16 protein-coding genes are annotated in these 18,318 nt (G+C 71.5%); 7 read left to right on the forward strand and 9 right to left on the reverse strand.

All coding sequences use genetic code 11. The annotated features are described in order from the left end of the window. Nucleotides 1–72 precede the first annotated feature (72 nt). The gene (locus AC068Z_RS37625; RefSeq protein ID WP_478566585.1) at nucleotides 73–1,173 is read left to right on the forward strand and encodes a pyridoxal-phosphate-dependent aminotransferase family protein; all 1,101 of its coding nucleotides are present in this window, start codon (nucleotides 73–75) and stop codon (nucleotides 1,171–1,173) included. On the opposite strand, the gene AC068Z_RS37630 is transcribed toward AC068Z_RS37625, so the two are convergent. Then, entirely contained in the window at nucleotides 1,170–5,765 is a 4,596-nt protein-coding gene (locus AC068Z_RS37630) for an AAA family ATPase (RefSeq protein ID WP_478566588.1), read from the reverse strand. The genes AC068Z_RS37625 and AC068Z_RS37630 overlap by 4 nt on opposite strands. 4 nt (nucleotides 5,766–5,769) lie before the next feature. After that, nucleotides 5,770–7,101, reverse strand: coding sequence for an esterase/lipase family protein (locus AC068Z_RS37635; RefSeq protein WP_478566591.1), 1,332 nt, complete (start codon nucleotides 7,099–7,101; stop codon nucleotides 5,770–5,772). Nucleotides 7,102–7,199: 98 nt separating this feature from the next. On the opposite strand from AC068Z_RS37635, the gene AC068Z_RS37640 reads away from it, so the two are divergent. From AC068Z_RS37640 to thpD, 5 genes are all read left to right on the forward strand, one after another. Beyond that, a complete protein-coding gene (locus tag AC068Z_RS37640; RefSeq protein WP_478566594.1) occupies nucleotides 7,200–7,730 on the forward strand; it encodes a DinB family protein in 531 nt (176 codons plus the stop codon). 253 nt (nucleotides 7,731–7,983) lie between these two features. Then, nucleotides 7,984–8,490 (forward strand): diaminobutyrate acetyltransferase, encoded by a 507-nt coding sequence (gene ectA, locus AC068Z_RS37645; RefSeq protein WP_478566597.1) that lies wholly within the window; start codon nucleotides 7,984–7,986, stop codon nucleotides 8,488–8,490. A 32-nt stretch (nucleotides 8,491–8,522) separates the two neighbouring features. After that, the gene (gene ectB / locus AC068Z_RS37650) at nucleotides 8,523–9,794 is read left to right on the forward strand and encodes a diaminobutyrate--2-oxoglutarate transaminase (protein ID WP_478566600.1); all 1,272 of its coding nucleotides are present in this window, start codon (nucleotides 8,523–8,525) and stop codon (nucleotides 9,792–9,794) included. 19 nt (nucleotides 9,795–9,813) lie between these two features. Continuing rightward, entirely contained in the window at nucleotides 9,814–10,218 is a 405-nt protein-coding gene (locus AC068Z_RS37655) for an ectoine synthase (RefSeq protein WP_478566603.1), read from the forward strand. A gap of 6 nt (nucleotides 10,219–10,224) precedes the next feature. Beyond that, a complete protein-coding gene (gene thpD / locus AC068Z_RS37660) occupies nucleotides 10,225–11,109 on the forward strand; it encodes an ectoine hydroxylase (protein WP_478566606.1) in 885 nt (294 codons plus the stop codon). Between the two features lie 3 nt (nucleotides 11,110–11,112). Here the strand turns inward: thpD and AC068Z_RS37665 are convergent, their stop codons facing one another. The 5 genes from AC068Z_RS37665 to AC068Z_RS37685 all read right to left on the reverse strand — a co-directional run bounded on the left by AC068Z_RS37665 (nucleotide 11,113) and on the right by AC068Z_RS37685 (nucleotide 15,677). Continuing rightward, nucleotides 11,113–12,114 carry a maleylpyruvate isomerase family mycothiol-dependent enzyme gene (locus AC068Z_RS37665; protein WP_478566609.1) on the reverse strand — a complete coding sequence of 334 codons (1,002 nt, stop codon included), beginning with the start codon at nucleotides 12,112–12,114 and terminating at the stop codon, nucleotides 11,113–11,115. Between the two features lie 34 nt (nucleotides 12,115–12,148). Beyond that, entirely contained in the window at nucleotides 12,149–12,769 is a 621-nt protein-coding gene (locus AC068Z_RS37670) for an RNA polymerase sigma factor (RefSeq protein WP_478566612.1), read from the reverse strand. Between the two features lie 20 nt (nucleotides 12,770–12,789). Continuing rightward, nucleotides 12,790–13,842, reverse strand: a complete 1,053-nt coding sequence (locus tag AC068Z_RS37675; protein ID WP_478566615.1) for an aminotransferase class V-fold PLP-dependent enzyme — start codon at nucleotides 13,840–13,842, stop codon at nucleotides 12,790–12,792. Nucleotides 13,843–13,938: 96 nt separating this feature from the next. Then, nucleotides 13,939–14,655, reverse strand: coding sequence for a DsbA family oxidoreductase (locus AC068Z_RS37680; protein WP_478566618.1), 717 nt, complete (start codon nucleotides 14,653–14,655; stop codon nucleotides 13,939–13,941). 62 nt (nucleotides 14,656–14,717) lie between these two features. Beyond that, entirely contained in the window at nucleotides 14,718–15,677 is a 960-nt protein-coding gene (locus AC068Z_RS37685) for a GlxA family transcriptional regulator (protein WP_478566621.1), read from the reverse strand. 70 nt (nucleotides 15,678–15,747) lie between these two features. On the opposite strand from AC068Z_RS37685, the gene AC068Z_RS37690 reads away from it, so the two are divergent. Continuing rightward, nucleotides 15,748–17,148, forward strand: a complete 1,401-nt coding sequence (locus tag AC068Z_RS37690) for an MFS transporter (protein WP_478566624.1) — start codon at nucleotides 15,748–15,750, stop codon at nucleotides 17,146–17,148. On the opposite strand, the gene AC068Z_RS37695 is transcribed toward AC068Z_RS37690, so the two are convergent. Beyond that, entirely contained in the window at nucleotides 17,087–17,695 is a 609-nt protein-coding gene (locus AC068Z_RS37695) for a DUF1349 domain-containing protein (RefSeq protein WP_478566627.1), read from the reverse strand. The genes AC068Z_RS37690 and AC068Z_RS37695 overlap by 62 nt on opposite strands. A 41-nt stretch (nucleotides 17,696–17,736) precedes the next feature. Next, nucleotides 17,737–18,273, reverse strand: coding sequence for an LURP-one-related family protein (locus AC068Z_RS37700; protein WP_478566761.1), 537 nt, complete (start codon nucleotides 18,271–18,273; stop codon nucleotides 17,737–17,739). Nucleotides 18,274–18,318 lie beyond the last annotated feature (45 nt).

Consider the following 18,318-nt stretch of genomic DNA (forward strand, 5'->3'; position numbering starts at 1 on the left):
CGATCCGTCAACCGTCACGCTGATCGCCGTGACTGAAGCACGCTGACCACCAAGACCGAAGAGAGCACCGCCGTGACCCACCCCTTCCTGGACCTCGCCCCGATGGACGCAGCGCAGTTCGCCTCGATCGAGGACCGGGTGGGGCGGCTGCTGCGCACCGGGCAGGACGTCGTGATCATGCAGGGCGAGGCGCTGCTGCCGTTGGAGGGCGCCATCCGGGGCACCGCGGGCCCCGGCACGACGGCCCTGAACGTGATCACGGGCCCCTACGGCCAGACCTTCGGCGACTGGCTGAGGGACTGCGGCGCCACGGTGATCGATCTGGCGGTGCCCTTCCACACGGCGGTCACGGCCGCGCAGATCTCCGAGGCCTTCGCCGAGCACCCGGAGATCGACTTCGTCTCCCTGGTCCACGCGGAGGCGGCGACCGGCAACACGAACCCGGTGGCGGAGATCGGCGAGGTGGTCCGGGCCCACGGTGCCCTGTTCTACCTGGACGCGGTGGCGTCGATCGGCGCGGAGCCGGTGCTGCCGGACGAGTGGGGCGTGGACCTGTGCGTGATCGGGGCCCAGAAGGCGATGGGCGGCCCGGCGGGCGTGTCGGCGGTCTCGGTGAGCGAGCGCGCCTGGACCCGCATGGCGGCGAACCCGAGCGCCCCTCGCCGCTCGTACCTGTCCCTCCTGGACTGGAAGGTCCGCTGGATCGACACCGGCCGCCGCGCCCTGCTCCACGCCCCGGCCCAGCTGGAGATGCTGGCACTGGACGCGTGCGTGGCCCGCATCGAGTCGGAGGGCCTGGACGCCCTGATGTCCCGCCACGCGACGGCCGCGACGGCCACCCGCGCGGGCGCGCTCGCCCTGGGCGGAGGCCTGGAGCCGTACGTCCACAAGGCGACGGAGGCGGCCCCGGTGGCGACCACGCTGCGGACTCCGTCCGGGGTGGACGCCTCCGCGGTGGTGGCCGAGGCGCTGAGCCGAGCGCCTGGGCTGCCGCTCGCCGCGGGCGGCGGTCAGCTGGCCAAGGAGATGATCCGCGTGAACCACTACGGCCCGGACGCGACGCCGGATGCGGTACGACAGTCCCTGACGGCCCTGGGCACCGCGCTGGCGGAGTCGGGGCTGACGGTGGACGTCGCGGCCGCCGAGCACGCGGTGGCGGAGGCCTGGGGCTAGTCCGTGACGGGGTTCCGGACCTCCAGGACGGGGTGGCAGTCGGCGGTGGCATCGACGAGTGTGAAGGTCAGCTCCACCTGACCGGCGCCCTTCTTGTCCAGGCTGACCTTCTCGCTGTCGCCGCGGCGGATCTCGCCGGTGCGTGCGGTGGAAGGGGTAGCGACGCGGTAGCGGACCCAGATCGACTCGGGGCAGTCGGACGTCGACGCCGTCAGCCGGAGGGTGGTTCTGAAGTCACCGTCGTGCGGCACGTCGTAGACGGTTCTCGTGGGACGGGTGCCGAGGATGTAGGGGAATGTGGTGCCTCCCCGAGCGTCTGCGCAGCCGGAGCCGGTGGGGCAGAAGGGAAGGTCGGCGGAGATCTGGTCGATGACGACCGGCTCTGCCGCCCGCTCTGATGGCCCCAGGGCGAACAGGCTCCACATGAGAGCGAGTAAGAACGCGACAAAGCCGAGGCACCCCGCCGTGATCTTGAGTCCGGTCGGCGCGGCGGGCCGCACTCTGGTGCCCTCGAACGGCAGCAGCGTCGAGGCGGTGGCCTCAGGGACATGATGATCGGTGTGGTCGAGCGCCAGTGGCCCGACCGGTGTCGCGATGACGAGGCGGGCACCGACCACCGCCATGTCCTGGACAGGCAGGCCTACATGAAGGGTGTGCAGCCGCTCGCCCGTGGTGAGGTCGTGGGCATGGATCGAGTCGTGCCCGCTCACGAGGAGCAAGGGGCCGGCGACCGAGTTCATAAGTGCGTAGCGGCAGTTGTACAGGTCCTCGTCGATCGTCACCGGGAGCGGGTTGCCGGTGCGGATGTCACGTGGCTGCCGGATTCCATCACCGTGCAGCACGAACGCGACAGGCGCCCGATCACCGTCGCCGCCTTCGATGACGGTGAGCCCCGCGGGGGAACGGAGTGGGATCGGGTCGCCGATGCGACGGCCCGTGGCCGGGATCCACAGTTCCGCCAAGATCTGTCTCTCGTCCTCCTCCGAATCCCCCAGCTCGTGTTCCGACATCGTGACCAGGACCAGGCTGCCGTCCGGCTGCGGAAGCCGCTCCAGGCGCCTCACCTTCCTGTTCGGGGGAAGACGCATCCGGCGTTCGCCCCTGGCCCCACGCCGACCTGCCAGGATGTCCCACAGATCGATCCGGGCCCCCTCGGCCGTGGCGACGGCCGGTCGGCCCGAGGAAAGCCGCACCGTGGTGAACCTGTGGGCAGGCGGTTCGACCCGATACCGCCCTTCGACTTTCAGGTCCCGCAGTTCCACGCCCGTCCGGCACACGTACACCACCACCGGGTCGCCCGGGCGCTCCCACACCACTTCGATGTCCCACGTGCCCTTCAGCCTGTGCACCAGGTAGAGCCGTTCACCGGTACCTGTGTCCAGGCACTCGGCCTCCCGGTCCAGTTCGCCCGAGCCGCCGGTGACACGCACCATCAGGGGGAACTCCCGCTCCTGCGGCCAGTCGAAGGACCGCTGATAGTGGTCCAGCCTCTCCCTCGGGTGCAGGGGCGGACCCGTCCGGCCGGAGTCGATCTCCACCTTCCGGTAGGTGTCGACGTCGGTCCGCACAACGGCGCGGACCGTGCCGTGCGGTCCTGGGAAGAGGTGTATCCACCTCGACCTCCCCAACCACAGGTGCGGCTCCCGCAGGTCGGGCCTGGCGTCCGGGGCGCGGGCAGACAGGTGGATTCTCCCGTCGTGAACCCGGGCGTCCAGCCGCCTGCCGTCGTCGAGCGTGAAGCAGTTCCCCCCAGCAAGCCGGACAGGCGGATGCCGCTCTGTCTCCCGGGCGCTCCCCTCCATGTCCCAGACCAGCAGCTCTTGACAGTCGTTGCCCAGCAGCAGTACATCGCCCCCGCCGGTGAGGGGAACGGCGGCCAGCGGCCAGGTTCGCGCCTGCCGGTCGATGAACTCCGACCCCACCTCCGCCCCGGAGCGCGCGTCGACCGCATAGACCGTGCCGAGACGGTTCCCGTACGCGTACACGACGCGTCCGTCGCCCCTTCTCGCCCTGACGCGGCCGTCGTCGAGACGGTGGTGCGCGACCGGACGCAGCGTGCTGAGGTCGAACACGCACGGCGGAGCGTTCAGCGCGGTGACGACCAGGATCGTCCGACCATCGGGCAGGGGGACGACATGAAGGCCTACCCGCTCGTCGGACTCCAGCGTGAGCGGATCGGCCAACGGCTCACCGCTGGCCAGATCCCAGAACCGCAGTGCCGGCGCCCCTTCCAGCGCCACCAACGCGGTGCCGTGTTCGGGCAGCCTCAGCGTTCCCAAGGCCTTCACGTCGTCGCCGAGCGTCGCCGTCAGTTCCGACCGGGACAAGGTGGTCCAGGCCAGGTGCCAGGGCAGTTCGCCGTACGAGGGCCAGGGCAGGGTCGTGCCGGTGAGGCGGGCTCCGGCCAGGGTGCGGGCCAGGGCACGTTCGGCGGGCTTGAGTCGGCCCAGGGTCCGCCAGGCCCCGAGCACTCCGACGATCTCGGGCGGCAGATCCGCCTGGCCCAGTGCGGCCCACTGGGCGCGGGACGCGATGGTCTCCGGAGGAAGCCGGTCGAGGACCTCCGGCTCATCCGCAAGGTCCCGCCAGGCGGAGGTGGCGGCGACGTGGTCGACCAGACGCCGGGCGACATAGGGATTGAGGGGTTCGCCGGACAGGTCGCGGGCGAGTTCCAACAGGCCGCGTGTCAGGAGGAGTTCGCCCTCGGTCGACCCCGGCGCCGTGAAGTGCTCCTGGAAGGCGTAGTGAGCGAGCCGATGGACCGTCTGGCCGTCCTCGACATCGAAGAGGATGTACGGCGCGGCGAGGCCCAGCACCTCGTCGATGTCCTCCTCGTCCACCTGCCGCCCCTCCCCCAGCGCGGACGCCGCGGCGGCCCACACTCCGCCCGACCGGGGCAGTCCTCGACCCCGGGACAGGGCGAGGGCGTGCAGCAGCGGCAGCGCGGTGCCGGAGGTACGGGCCAGCCGGCGAGCCGTGGCCGCGAACGTGGCCTCATGGGACTGGCCGAGCAACTGGTCGAGCGCCGTCGAGTGTTCCGGGAGCAGCAGTTCCGGGCGGGCGATGATCTCAGCCACCGCGATGCGGGCCGACAGGAAGCTGGGGCTGAGCCGAGCGGTCCGTCGTACGACGTCCTTCAGGACCACGTCGGAGAGGTGGGGCGGGCGGGCCGCCGTCAGCCGCAGTCTCACATAGTCGGCCTGGGCCTCCGGGGTGCGTTCCAGGACCCGCTTCTCGACGCCAGGCCTCCGGACGAGACGGCCAAGCAGGTCCTCGCCGGCCGGACCCGTGGGGCGGGTACCCACGATCACCCGGCAGTTGGGCAGCTCCGCCAGCCTGCGCAGCACCACGACGGCCACTTCCGCGGGCTCCTCGGCCTCGTCGAGCGCGTCGGCGAGCACGGTGAACAGGCCGGGCCGCGCGCGCAGAGCCGCCAGCAGTCGGTCGACGGCCTGTCCCGGCTCACCGGCGGGCGGCGCGGGCAGGCCGGCCGCCAGGCTCAGCCGGGTGACGAGGGCGTGGACGGTCAGTCCCGCCAGATGCACGACGGCGTCGAAGACGTCCGCCGGGGGCAGGTCGTCGGCTCCGGGATCCGCGAGCTCACCGGCCGCCACCAGCAGACGGAGCATCTCGCGGCGCGCGTGCACGGCCAGGTTGCCGAGCAGCGCCGACTTGCCGGTGCCCGGCGGTCCTGTGACGACGTACAGGCCGGGTTCCGCGTCCCGCAGCCAGCGTGCGAGTGCGCGGCGCTCCTTCTGTCGCCCTACGAAGAACCACGCCAGCTCGCCGGTGTCCGCGCCCTGCGCCTTGGTGAAGAAGTGGCGCCGCTCGTCGGGACCGAGGCCGTCGAGGAATCGGCGCAGGCGCTGGTAGTCGTCGACAGTGACCGTGACGGGCTGTTCGCTGCGGCGGACCCGGCGCAGCTCGGTGGCTTCGAAGGGCGGGAGGAAGTCCACCCGGCCGCCGTAGTCCCGGAGCCTGTTCTCCAGCCGCCGCGCGAGTTCCCGCAACTCGATTCCGGCGTCGTTCGGTTCGAACGACCTGATGGTGGGCGCCAGCACGTCGTTGAAGGTGCCGAGCCGGGCCTCGCCGCCCTGGGTGCTCACGCCCACCAGCAGCAGCCGCCCCGGGACTTCCGGCATGGCCAGGAGGGCGGAGTTGACCCTGCGGACGAAGACATCGGCGCCGCACGCCTCCACGACCACCATCGCCCAGGCACCGGAGTCGCCCCGCCGGCTGTCCACCCACTCGTCGTGGATGTGGCCGGCCAGCTGCCCCGCGTCCACCCCGCTGGTGGGCAGTTTGGTGGACTCGGGATGGGCCAGCCAGGCGCGGTCCCCGTCGGTCTCCCCGTGTCCGCTCCACAACAGCACCGAGTTGTGCGGCTCCCGGGCCGCCGACCACGCGTCCAGCCGGGCGTTGACCGCACCGTACGTGAGCGGCCCCTCGGGCCAGGACCGCGGCTTTCCCCCCAGCTCGCCGAGCAGCCGTACCGTCTCCGCGATCGTCTCCTCCACGCCGTCCACTTCGGGGAAGTTGACGTAGCGCCCGATCGCCACCGTCTCGATCTCGAAGTCGGGGTCGCCCGCCATCACGTCACTCCTCCGGCGCCAACGCCATCAGCAGCGAGACGACGGGGGAGGTGCCGCCGCGCCGGACTTCCACGCGGTAAATGCCGGGCCGGTTGAGCACAGCCGTGGCGGCGACGCGGTCGTCGCGCCGGGTGAACACCGGCCGCGCGGCTTGGCGGTCGTCGTGCGCGGCGACGATCCGGCAGCGCACCTCCGAGGCCTCGACGTCCCCGTGGGCCGTGATCTCGAACGGCGTTCCAGCCACGGTGAGGTCCGGCACCTCCGCCCCCACGCCGGTACGGGCGGGCAGCCGGGGTCCGAGCCGGACCTCGGTCACTACCGCGCGCACATGGTCGACGACCTCGTCCATGCGGGCGAGGGCGGCATGCCGCTGGGACCAGTACGCGGGGCGTTCGCAGAAACCGGTCGCCGAGTGCCGGTACACCGTGCCGTCCCCACCGTGGTCCACGAGCGTGCCGTCCGGCCCTTCCGGCAGGCCGTGACGCGGTACGACCGTCCCGTCCCGGAGTTCCAGCGACTGCGCCGTCGGCTGGTCGACGCCGACGACGACCCGAAGCCACGGGGGCACCTTGTCGTCCCAGCGGTCGGCCAGGGCGGTCGCCGCGAGCCCGGGGTCACCGCCGATCGCCGCGAGGTCCCCGGGAGTGAGCAGCCGCGGACCCGCCTCCTCCAGAACGCACCGATAGGTGGGAAGCAGGTCGTACAGGCCGGGCATGAGACGGGCGAGCCGGCCCAGCCGCCGCGCGGGCAGGAGCATCTTCGTGCCCTTGCTCAGACTGAGGATGTGGGCCGCCGCGACGGCACCGTAGAAGGGCGTGCCGAGGGTGATCAAGGTGCGCAGGATTCCGGCGCCGCCGAGCCGCTCCGCGAAGTGCCGGGCCACGAGACCGCCCATGGAGTGGGCGACGATGACCAGCCGGGCGTCCGTGCGGCCGCTGTGCCGCCGCCAGCCGGTCAGATGCCGTTCGGCCGCGTCGGCGAGCCGGGCCGCGTTGTGGGCGACGGGCAGGCGCCAGTCGTAGGGGAACCCCGTGACGGCGCACGGGTCCTCGACGGCCGCGCGCAGCCTCGCCAGCAGGTGGCCGTAGGGTTCGACGCCGCGTAGGACCGGCGCGAAGGCGGGGGCCCTCAGCAGGGCGACCGGCTCGATCCGGCCGGTCCGGCCGGACAGTTCGTCCTCGGTGGGCGCAAGGCGGTCCAGGGCGGTGCCGTTCGTCCAGGCACCCAGATACCAGCGGGGGTCGAGGGGGCCCCACAGCAGATCGCCCGACTCGGTGTCCCGCAGTTCGCTGCCCATGATCCCGGGGAGGACCAGCACCGCGTCCGAACCGCCCACAGCGCCCCCGTCTCGGCTCGTCCGACTCGCCGAGTCAGCATTCCCCTACGGCAGTTGGGACAATCGCCGAACGCGAACCCCCGTGCCAAGCTGACCCCATGACTGACGAGACCCCCCTCACCCTCCCCGACGGTCGCGCCGTCCCCCTGCTCGCCGCTTCCGAACGGCCCATGCTGGAGAGCTGGTTGGCGTTTCATCGGGGGACGTTGGAGGTGAAGTGTGCCGGGTTGGACGACCGGCAGGTGCGGGTCGCTTCCGCCGCGCCCTCCGCGCTGACGCTGCTGGGGCTGGTCCAGCACATGGCCGAGGTGGAACGGAACTGGTTCCAGCGGGCGTTCGGGGTCGTCGGGCCGGAGCCAGTGTTCGAGGAGCGGACCGGGTACGCGCTCACACCCGAGCGGGGGCTCGACGAGGCGCTCAAGGTGTGGCGGCGGGAGATCGAGCGGGGGCGGGCGGTGTGCGGTGAGCGTTCGCTCGATGACGTCGGGCGGATTCCGGGGGGCGGGCCCGTCGGGGGGATGGAGATCAGTCTGCGCTGGGTGTATTTGCACATGATCGAGGAGTACGCACGGCACAACGGCCATGCCGACATCCTGCGCGAGCGTATCGACGGAGTTACCGGGACCTGAATTCGGGCTAATTCTGAATTCTTTTACGAGGGTAGCTTTCCTCTTTGCTTCTGCCCGCTTTATCGGGGCGTAAACGCAGAGATTTCATGGCTCATTACATGGTTGTGACGCGTTACACACCACGCCCGATTTGCCTGAATATGTTGCAGGCAAATCGGGCTTTCCTCCCCTCGCGCGGATAACACAATCCAGCCATCGATGTAACCCCACCCAACCATGCATTTTTTAATTTCCCTCGGTAAGTTCAATTCGCATGACTGCCGCACAAGCAGACCTGCAAATCGACCGGCCGACGATGGCCGACGGCGCCGCGCTGTGGCGTATCGCCAAGGACTCGAAGGCCCTCGATCTGAACTCGTCCTACAGCTATCTGCTGTGGTGCCGCGACTTCGCCGGCACCTCGGCGGTCGCCCGCGACGAGCACGGCGAGCCGGTCGGCTTCGTCACCGGCTACGTACGGCCGGACCGGCCGGGCACCCTGCTCGTCTGGCAGGTGGCGGTGGACGACTCCCACCGGGGGCGCGGCATCGCCGCCGCGCTGCTCGACGGGCTCGTCGCACGGGTCCGCGGCGAGTACGGCGTCACCCGCGTCGAGACCACCATCACCCCCGGCAACACCGCCTCCGAGCGGCTGTTCGGCTCGTTCGCCGAGCGGCACGGCGCCGCGCTGGAGCGCGAGGTGCTGTTCCCCACCAGCCTGTTCCCCGACGGGCCGCACGACCCGGAAGTCCTCTACCGCATCGGTCCCCTCCACCACTGACCTCCCCCCACGCAAACGAGGAGCGATTCGTCGTGACCATCACCCAGCCCGACCTCAGCGTCTTCCAGACCTTGGAGTCCGAGGTGCGCAGCTACTGCCGCGGCTGGCCCACCGTCTTCGACCGTGCGCGCGGCAGCCGTATGTACGACGAGGACGGCCACGAGTACCTGGACTTCTTCGCCGGCGCCGGCTCACTCAACTACGGGCACAACAACCCCGTCCTGAAACGGGCCCTGCTCGACTACCTGGAGCGGGACGGCGTCACGCACGGGCTCGACATGTCCACCAGCGCCAAACGGGCCTTCCTGCAGACCTTCCAGGACCTGGTGCTGCGGCCGCGTGACCTGCCGTACAAGGTCATGTTCCCGGGTCCGACCGGCACCAACGCCGTGGAGTCCGCGTTGAAGCTGGCGCGGAAGGTGAAGGGGCGCGAGGCCATCGTGTCCTTCACCAACGCCTTCCACGGGATGTCGCTGGGCTCGCTCGCCGTGACCGGCAACGCCTTCAAGCGGGCCGGGGCCGGCATCCCGCTGGTGCACGGCACGCCGATGCCGTTCGACAACTACTTCGACGGCCAGGTGCCCGACTTCCTCTGGTTCGAGCGGCTGCTGGAGGACCAGGGCTCCGGGCTCAACAAGCCCGCCGCCGTGATCGTCGAGACCGTGCAGGGCGAGGGCGGCATCAACGTGGCCCGCGCGGAGTGGCTGCGGGCACTCGCCGAGCTGTGCGAGCGGCAGGACATGCTGCTGATCGTCGACGACATCCAGATGGGCTGCGGCCGTACCGGTGCCTTCTTCTCCTTCGAGGAGGCGGGCATCACCCCGGACATCGTCACCGTGTCCAAGTCCATCAGCGGCTACGGACTGCCCATGTCGCTCTGCCTGTTCAAGCCCGAACTGGACATCTGGGAGCCGGGCGAGCACAACGGCACCTTCCGCGGCAACAACCCCGCCTTCGTCACCGCGACCGCCGCCCTGGAGACGTACTGGGCCGACGGCTCGGCGATGGAGAAGCAGACCCGGACCCGTGGTGAGCAGGTCGAGCAGGCGCTGATCTCCATCACGGAGGAGAACCTCGCCGACGTGGCCGAGTACCGCGGCCGCGGTCTGGTGTGGGGCCTGGAGTTCCACGAGAAGGCCCGCGCCGAGCGGGTGGCGCGGCGCGCCTTCGAACTCGGGCTGCTGATCGAGACGTCGGGTCCCGAGAGCGAGGTCGTCAAGCTGCTGCCCGCGCTGACCATCACCCCCGAAGAGCTGGACGAGGGCCTGAGCGTCCTCGCCCGCGCCGTACGAGAAACCATCTGAGCAGGAGGCGTCGAACACCGTGATCGTCCGTTCGTTCAAGGACATCGAAGGCACCGACCGGCATGTGAGGGCCGCGTCCGGCACGTGGGAGAGCAAACGCATCGTCCTCGCCAAGGAGCGGGTCGGGTTCTCGCTCCACGAGACGATTCTGTACGCGGGTACGGAGACGTCCATGTGGTACGCGAACCACATCGAGGCGGTCGTCTGCGTCGAGGGCGAGGCCGAACTGACCGATCACGAGTCCGGGCTGACCCACACGATCACGCCCGGCACCATGTACCTCCTGGACGGCCACGAGAGGCACACGCTGCGGGTGAAGCAGGACTTCCGCTGCCTCTGTGTCTTCAACCCGCCGGTGACCGGCCGGGAGGACCACGACGAGAACGGCGTCTATCCGCTGCTCACCGAGCCCGAGGAGGTGTGAAGCATCATGACGATGACTGATCTGTACCCGAGCCGAGGCACCACCGAGGTGTCCACCCCGCGCCAGGACCCGGTCGTCTGGTCGCCGCCGGGCGCGCCCGGGCCGATCGCGGCCGCGGACCTCCAGTCGTACGAGCGCGACGGCTTCCTCGCCGTCGACCAGCTCATCACCGACGACGAGGTCGCCGTCTACCGGCAGGAGCTGGAGCGGCTGGTCACCGACCCCGCGATCCGTGAGGACGAGCGCTCCATCATCGAGCCGCAGTCCAAGGAGATCCGCTCGGTCTTCGAAGTGCACAGGATCAGCGAGGTGTTCGCCTCGCTGGTGCGGGACGAGCGGGTCGTCGGGCGGGCCCGGCAGCTGCTCGGCTCGGACGTGTACGTCCACCAGTCCCGGATCAACGTCAAGCCGGGGTTCGGGGCCAGCGGTTTCTACTGGCACTCGGACTTCGAGACCTGGCACGCCGAGGACGGGCTGCCGAACATGCGGACGGTGTCCGTCTCGATCGCGCTGACCGAGAACTACGACACCAACGGCGGGCTCATGATCATGCCCGGCTCGCACAAGACCTTCCTCGGGTGTGCGGGGGCCACGCCGAAGGACAACTACAAGAAGTCGCTGCAGATGCAGGACGCGGGGACGCCCTCGGACGAGGCGCTGACCGAGCTGGCCACCCGGCACGGCATCAAGCTGTTCACCGGCCGGGCCGGTTCGGCCACCTGGTTCGACTGCAACTGCATGCACGGCTCGGGCGACAACATCACGCCGTTCCCGCGCTCGAACGTCTTCATCGTGTTCAACAGCGTGGAGAACGAGGCCGTGGAGCCGTTCGCGGCCCCGATCCGGCGACCGGAGTTCATCGGCGCACGGGACTTCACGCCGGTCAAGTAGTACTCACAGCCACGCCAGCGACGCGGCCCGCTCCAGTACGTTCCGTACGGCGGCCGCGTCGCCCGTGGCGCCTCTCGGTACCTCCTCGGGCGTGCACCGTCCGCCCACGAGAAGGCAGAAGTCGACGGGGTCCAGGGCGAGTTCGGCCTGGACCGGCTCGGCCTCGGAGCCCAGCACCCACTGCTCCATGCCGCTGACCGAGAACAGCACCGGCGCCGCGTCCGGACCGAGCGCCAGACCAAGGATGCGCACCGCGAGCCGGACCAGCTGCCCCAAGTGCTCCTCGGGCGGCGGCGGGACCGTGAGTCCGAGGGCGCGGCCGATGTCGTCGGTGTGAATCCACGCCTCGAAGGCGCGCACCACGAAGTGGTCGGCGACCGGCAGCCGGACCCCCATCAACATCTCGGCCCGCGCCGCGAGTTCGGCGTCCCGCGCCTCCGGAGTGGCGAGCAGCGCGTCGGCCTGTCCCGACCAGGCCGCCACCGTCTCCTCGGGCGTACGGCCGCGTTCGTGGGCGATGACCTCGGCGGTCCGCCGGTTCCAGGCGTCCTCCCAGCCCAGATCCTGCGGCAGCGCGCTCTCCGGCACCCGCGCGGGGACGCCGAGCCGCCCGGCGAGGGGTTCGTCGGCGGCGAGCAGATGGGCGACGGTGGCGTGCACGTCCCAGTCGTGCACCACCGGGGTGGTCCAGTGGCCGTCCGCCTCGGGCAGCAGCGCCCGCAGGCCCTGGACGGCGGCGGCGTAGGGCGCCGCGTGCGCGGCGGTACGGGGTGCGGCCGGGCGCCGGGCGAGCAGCCGGGGCGGGAGACCCGCGGCGGGCCGGGCGGGCAGCCCGCCGATGGGCGGTCCGTCGAGCAGCCGTACCGTCTCGCGCAGCCGTTCCGCCTCCGCCGCGCAGCTCTCGCATCCGGCGAGATGCAGCGGTACCCGCTTGGCGTCGGCCGGTTCCAGGGCGCCGAAGGCCCAGGCGGCCAGCAGATCCCGTACGTCCTCGTGCTCGGTCACCGACCGCCTCCTTCCCCGGAACGGGTCCTCACCCTCATGATGCGCCTCTTTCCAGCGCGGGGTCGGGTGGGTCGGCCAGCGTTTCGGCCAGGGTGCGCAGGGCGGTGCGGAGTCTGGTCTTGGCCGTGCCCTCGGGAATGCCCAGCTCCACGGCCGCCTGCCGGTAGGTGCGGCCCGCGAAATAGGCCAGGTGCACCACCTCCCGCTGGGGCTGCGGGAGTTCGGCGAGCGCGGTGTGCAGCAGCAGGGAGCGCTCCCGGTCGACCACGGTCTCGTCGGGGCCGGGTCCGGGCTCGGGGACGGTGAGCAGGGCCGATTCGTCGGCGTGGGCGTGTTTGTGGTGCCGGGCCTCGCCGCGCACCCAGTCCACGGCCCGCCGGTGGGCGAGCAGGGACAGCCAGGTGCGCAGCGAGCCGCGGCGCGCGTCGAAGGCGTACGGTCTGCTCCACAGCTGGGCGAAGACCTCCTGCGCCACGTCCTCGGCGGCGCCCGGGGCGCGGGTGACCCGCACGGCGATGCGCCGCACCAGCGGCCCGTACGCCGAGTACGCCTCGGCCAGCGCGGACTCGTCGCCGTACACCAGCCGCCGGTGCAGTTCCGCGTCGGCGGCCGGGGTCACGGCCGTATCGCCCGTGGACTCCACCGGCACCACCACCCCTGGTGCCCTTCCTAGCGTCAGGACGCCAGCACGTCCAGCAGCCGGTCGACATCGGCGGGGGTGTTGTAGAGGTGGAAGGCGGCGCGCAGATTGCCCGCGCGGTCGGAGACCTCGATTCCGGCCGCGCTCAGCTCGGGCTGGCGGTGACCGAGCCGGGGGACCGAGACGATCGCCGAGCCGGGGGACGGGACCGGTTCGTGGCCGAGGCCGGCGAGGCCCGCGCGGAACTGGTCGGCGAGGGCGAGGTCGTGGGCGTGGACGGCGTCGACGCCGAGTTCCTCGATGAGGGCGAGGGAGGCGCGCAGCCCCGCGTAGGTGAGCAGGGAGGGGCTGACGTCGAACCGCCGTGCGGAGTGGGCGAGTTCCTGGACCGGACCGTAGCAGCTCTCCCAGGGCAGTTCGCCCGCGACCCAGCCGGCGAGCAGCGGGGTGAGACCGCCGAAGTCCTCGGGGGCGACGAAGAAGGCGTTGCCGTGCGGGCCCATGAGCCACTTGAAGCCCACGGCGGCGAGGAAGTCGTGGGAGCCGGCCTCCATGGGCAGCCAGCCGGCCGACTGGGAGGCGTCGACGTAGGTGCGGGCGCCGTGCGCGCGGGCCGCCTCCCGCAGCGCGGGCAGGTCGGCGAGGCGGCCGTCGGCGGACTGCACGGCGCTGACCGCGACGAGCGCGGTGCCGGGGCGGACCGACTCGGCGAGCCGCTCCAGCGGCACGGCCCGGACCTTGAGGTCGCCGCGCATGTGGAAGGGGTTGACCAGGGAGGCGAAGTCGGCCTCGGCGGTGAGGACTTCGGCACCGGCGGGCAGCGAGGCCGCGATCAGCGCGCCGTACTCGGCGACCGAGGCGCCCATCGCGACCCGCCCGGTGGGCACCCCGGCGAGCCGGGCGAAGGCGGCGCGGACCTGCTCGGCGTCCTCGTACAGGGAACCGATGGGCCGCCCCTCGGCCCGCATCCGCAGGGCCTCCTGTACGGCGGCGACGGTGCGGGCCGGCAGGAGGCCGTTGCTCGCGGTGTTGAGGTAAGTGTTCTCCGGGGTGAACTCGGCGCGGACGAGGCTCTCGAAGGTCTCCATGGGTCCACTCTGCGACCCCGGGAACCCCCCGTCCATTGCGATTTTTTACGTGGTTTCGCTAAGCACCTCTTATAGGTCCGCCCCGACCTGCGGCTTTCAGCCCTGCTGCGGCACCGCGCAGCCGTCGGGACCGCAGGCCTCCGACTCGCCCTGGTCGATCAGGGTGAGCGGGGAGCGCTCACCCCAGGCCTGGGTGAGGGCCTGCTCGAAGACCTCGGCGGGCTGGGCGCCGGAGACGCCGTACTTGCGGTCGATGACGAAGAAGGGCACGCCGGTCGCGCCGAGCTGGGCGGCCTCGCGCTCGTCGGCGCGGACCTCCTCGGCGTAGGCGGTGGGGTCGGCGAGCACCGTGCGGGCGCCGGCCTCGTCCAGGCCGACGGCGACGGCGAGGCGTACGAGCCGCTCGGCGTCGCCGAAGACGGAGGCCTCCTCGGCGAAGTTCGCCTCGTACAGGGCCTGGACCAGCTCGCCCTGGCGGCCCTGGTCCTTGGCGAAGTGCAGCAGCCGGTGCATGTCGAAGGTGTTGCCGTGGTCCCGGCCCCGGGTGCGGTAGGCGAGGCCCTCGGCGGCGGCCTGGGCGCCGACGTTGTCCTCCGCGGCCTGGGCCTGCGCCTCGCTCATGCCGTACTTCTTCGCGAGCATCGGAATGACGAGGCCGGTGTCGTCCTTGGCGCGGTTCGGGTCCAGCTCGAAGGAGCGGTGCACGACCTCGACCGCGTCGTGGTGCGGGAAGGCCGCGAGCGCCTTCTCGAAGCGGGCCTTGCCCACGTAGCACCAGGGGCAGGCGATGTCGCTCCAGATCTCGACGCGCATGTTCTCGGCTCTCTCCAGGTCGGACGGAAGCGGAGACTGCCTCCGCCAACATGGGTGAACCTTCAAGCGACCGTCTTCATTCCCATCCGGCTGAACTGGGTCCGGTACGCGCTCGGGGTCAGCCCGGTGCGGCGGACCACATGGGCGCGCAGGGAGTCGGCGGTGCCCAGGCCGCAGGCGCGGGCCACCTGGTCCATGGGCAGGGTGGTGGTCTCCAGCAGCTCCTTCGCCCGCTCGACGCGCTGATGGAGCAGCCACTGCAACGGGCTCACCCCGCTCTCGGCGTGGAAGCGCCGGGTCAGCGTGCGCACGCTGACGCCCGCGTGCCGGGCCAGGTCGGTGAGGGTGAGCGGCTGGTCGAGCCGGCGCATGGCCCAGCCCCGGGTGTCGGCGCAGGCGGTGCCCCGCTCGGGCGGCAGCGGGGTCTGGGTGAACTGGGTCTGCCCGCCGGGCCGGACCGGGGCGACCAGCGCCAGCCGGGCCACCTCGTTGGCGACGGCGGCGCCGTAGTCGGTGCGGATGATGTGCAGGCACATGTCGATCCCGGCGGCGTAGCCGGAGGCGGTGAGGATCTGGCCGTCCTGGACGTAGAGGACGTCACCCTTGACGTCGAGCGCCGGGTAGCGCTCGCGCAGTTCCTCGGTGAGCTGCCAGTACGTGGTGGCGCTGCGGCCGTCGAGCAGACCCGCCTCGGCCAGCACGAAGGCGCCGGAGCAGATGGAGGCGACGCGCTTGCCCGCTGCCGCGGCCTCCCGGACGGCGGCGACGGTGCGCGCCTCGGGGTGGAACCGCTCACCGGTGCCCGCGACGAGGACGGTGTCGGCGTCGTCCAGGGCGTCCAGACCGCGTCCGACATGCAGGTCGAGGCCACCGGTGGTGACGATCACCCCGGGCTCCGGAGTGCAGACGGTCACCTCGTAGCCCGGCGCGCCGTCGACCCGCGTCCGCTCGAAGAACAGCTCCGGGATGGCGAGGTTGAACATGGCCACCCGGAAGGGCGCGATGACGGCGACACGGTGCATGGCCAGAACCTCCGGACGTATGGCATTCGGGCCACTACTGTACGACGGCCAAGATCCGCAGCATGGACGCATGGCAACCCACCGGACCGACCAACTCACGTCGCCCTTCGTCCCGTTGAAGCCCCAGCGGCCTTCCCCCGCGCTGGCCCTCACCGCCGCGCTCCTCGGCTTCGGCCTCGTCTGCCTGGACGCGTCCATCGTGAACGTGGCCCTGCCCGCGATCGGCACTTCCGTCGGCAGCGGGCTGTCGGGCCTGCAGTGGGTGGTGGACGCCTACACACTGGCCTTCGCGGCACTGATGCTGTCCACCGGCGCCTTCGCGGACCGGGTCGGGGCGAGCCGGGCGTACGCCCTCGGCACCGCGGTGTTCACCCTCGCCTCCGTGGCCTGCGGCCTCGCACCGGACCTGCCCGTGCTGCTCGGCGCGCGGGTGGTGCAGGGCGTGGCGGCGGCCGTGGTGCTGCCCGCCTCGCTGGCGCTGGTGCGGCAGGCGTACGCCGATCCGGCCCGGCGGGCCCGGGCGGTGGCGCTGTGGGCCGCGGGCGGTTCGGCGGCGATGGCGCTGGGTCCGGTGGTGGGCGGCGCGCTCACCACGGCCTGGGACTGGCGCGGGATCTTCTTCGTCAACCTGCCGGTGGGGCTGCTGATCCTCGCGCTGCTGCTGCGCGCCCCCGCCGCCGAGCGCCGCCCCGCGCCGCTGGACCTGCCGGGCCAGGTCACGGCGGTGATCGCGCTGACCGCCCTGGCGTTCGCGGCGATCGAGGGCGGCACGGCCGGCTGGGCGGCGCTCGCGGTGGCCGCCGTCTTGGCCACCGCCTTCCTGCGGATCGAGGCGCGCCATCCGCACCCGGTGGTCCCGCTCGCCCTCTTCCGCGACCGCACGGTCGCCGTGGCCGTCGCGGTCGGATCGGCGGTCAGCCTCTCCTTCTACAGCCTGGTCTTCGTCTTCTCGCTGTTCTTCCAGCGGGTGATGGAGCTGAGCGCGCTCCACGCCGGCCTGCTGTTCCTGCCGATGTCCGCTCTGATCGCGGTGACGAACGTGATCGCGGGCAAGCTCGCGAGCCGCCACGGCGTACGGCTGCCCATGCTGCTCGGCCAGGGCCTGGCCGTCGCGGGACTGCTCCTCCTGCTGTACGTCGACGCCGGTACGCCTCCCGTCCTGCTCGCCGCGCTCCTCGTCCCGATGGGGATCGGCTGCGCGCTGACGGTGCCGCCGCTGACCGCGGCGATGATGGACGCCGTGCCGGCGGAACGGGCGGGCCTGACGGCCGGCGTCCTGAACTCGGCGCGCCAGGTGTCCGGCGGACTCGGGATCGCGGTGTTCGGAGCACTGGTCTCCGACGGCTTCCTCTCCGGGATGCGGCTGTGCCTGGTGATCAGCGCGGGCCTGCTCGCGGTGACCTTCGCCCTCAGCTTCCGTCTCTCAGGTCGTCCGGCCAGCTCGGACGGAACTCGAGGTGGTCGTAGGTGACGACACAGCCCTCCCCCATCGGCGACTGCGTCATGAAGCCGACCAGCGCCGCGCCGGTCGCCTTCTCGTCGCCGAGGGTGAACAGCCGGACGAAGGTCCACCGCTCGCCGTCGCGGGAGGCGTGGAAGGCGAAGGCACGCCCGGTGCGGCTCACCCGCAGCCACACCGAACTCCCCTCCACGGTGAAGGAGTTGGCGTCGTCGGAGTGACCCCGGGTGACCACCGTGCAGACGGTGGGGACGTCCGGGGAGTACTCCAGGCAGAGCTTGGCCCAGGCTCGTTCCCCGACGTGCGCGTAGAGGACTCCGGCGTCGAAGGCACCGGCGAACCCGACGGTGACCCGGGCGATCAGCTGGAAGTCCCCCTCGGGCGCTCCGAGCAGCCGGGGCGCGTCGGCGGCGGGGTCGAGGGCCTCGCCGGTCGGCGGCACGAAACGGTCCTGCCGGGGGCCGGCCCATCCGGTGAGGACACCGTCCTCGTAGGACCAGTGGCCGCTGGGGCCGTAGGTGCGGAGCGGGAAAGGGAGTTCGGGGAGTTCCACGTCCATGCCGGGATTCTCGCAGGCCCCCTCCGGCGCCGCGCAGCCGGTCAGCGGGACTGGAGGGCGTCTAGCGCCACGGTCTGCGCGATGGCGAGGCGGAGGTCGAGATCGGGCGAGGCCACCTCCAGGAGATAGCGGTCGCGCAGCCCGAACTTCTTGTCGACCGTCATCACCGGCCTGTCCCCGTCGGTGAAGTCGAAGTGGTACGGCCACGCGAACGGCACGAGGTCGAGCGGCAGCAGTTCCCAGACCCGGCGCAGCACCGCCACGGTCATGTTGCGCTCCCGTCCGGTGGAGGCGACCGAGCCCGGCTGGTCCAGCTCCCAGGTCGAGCGCAGCAGCGAGGCGCCGAACTTCTTGCGGAAGGTGCCTATGGCGGCGCCCGCCGCGTCCTGGACGTCGTACACGGCGCCGACGTCGAGGATCTGCCGGGCCTGGGCGGTGAACAGGACCCGGTCCCTGGACTCGTCGGTGTAGAAGGTCATCCGCTCCTTGAGCGTCATCCGCTTCTGCTCGGCGAAGGCGACCACCTTGCCGTCGGATCCGTCCGGCAGGGTCTCGGTCACGACGTACCGGTTGACCATGAGGGTCGTCTTCTGCCGGACGGTGAATCGCTCGTTGCCCACTGT

This window comes from Streptomyces sp. NPDC043726 (genome assembly GCF_056436565.1).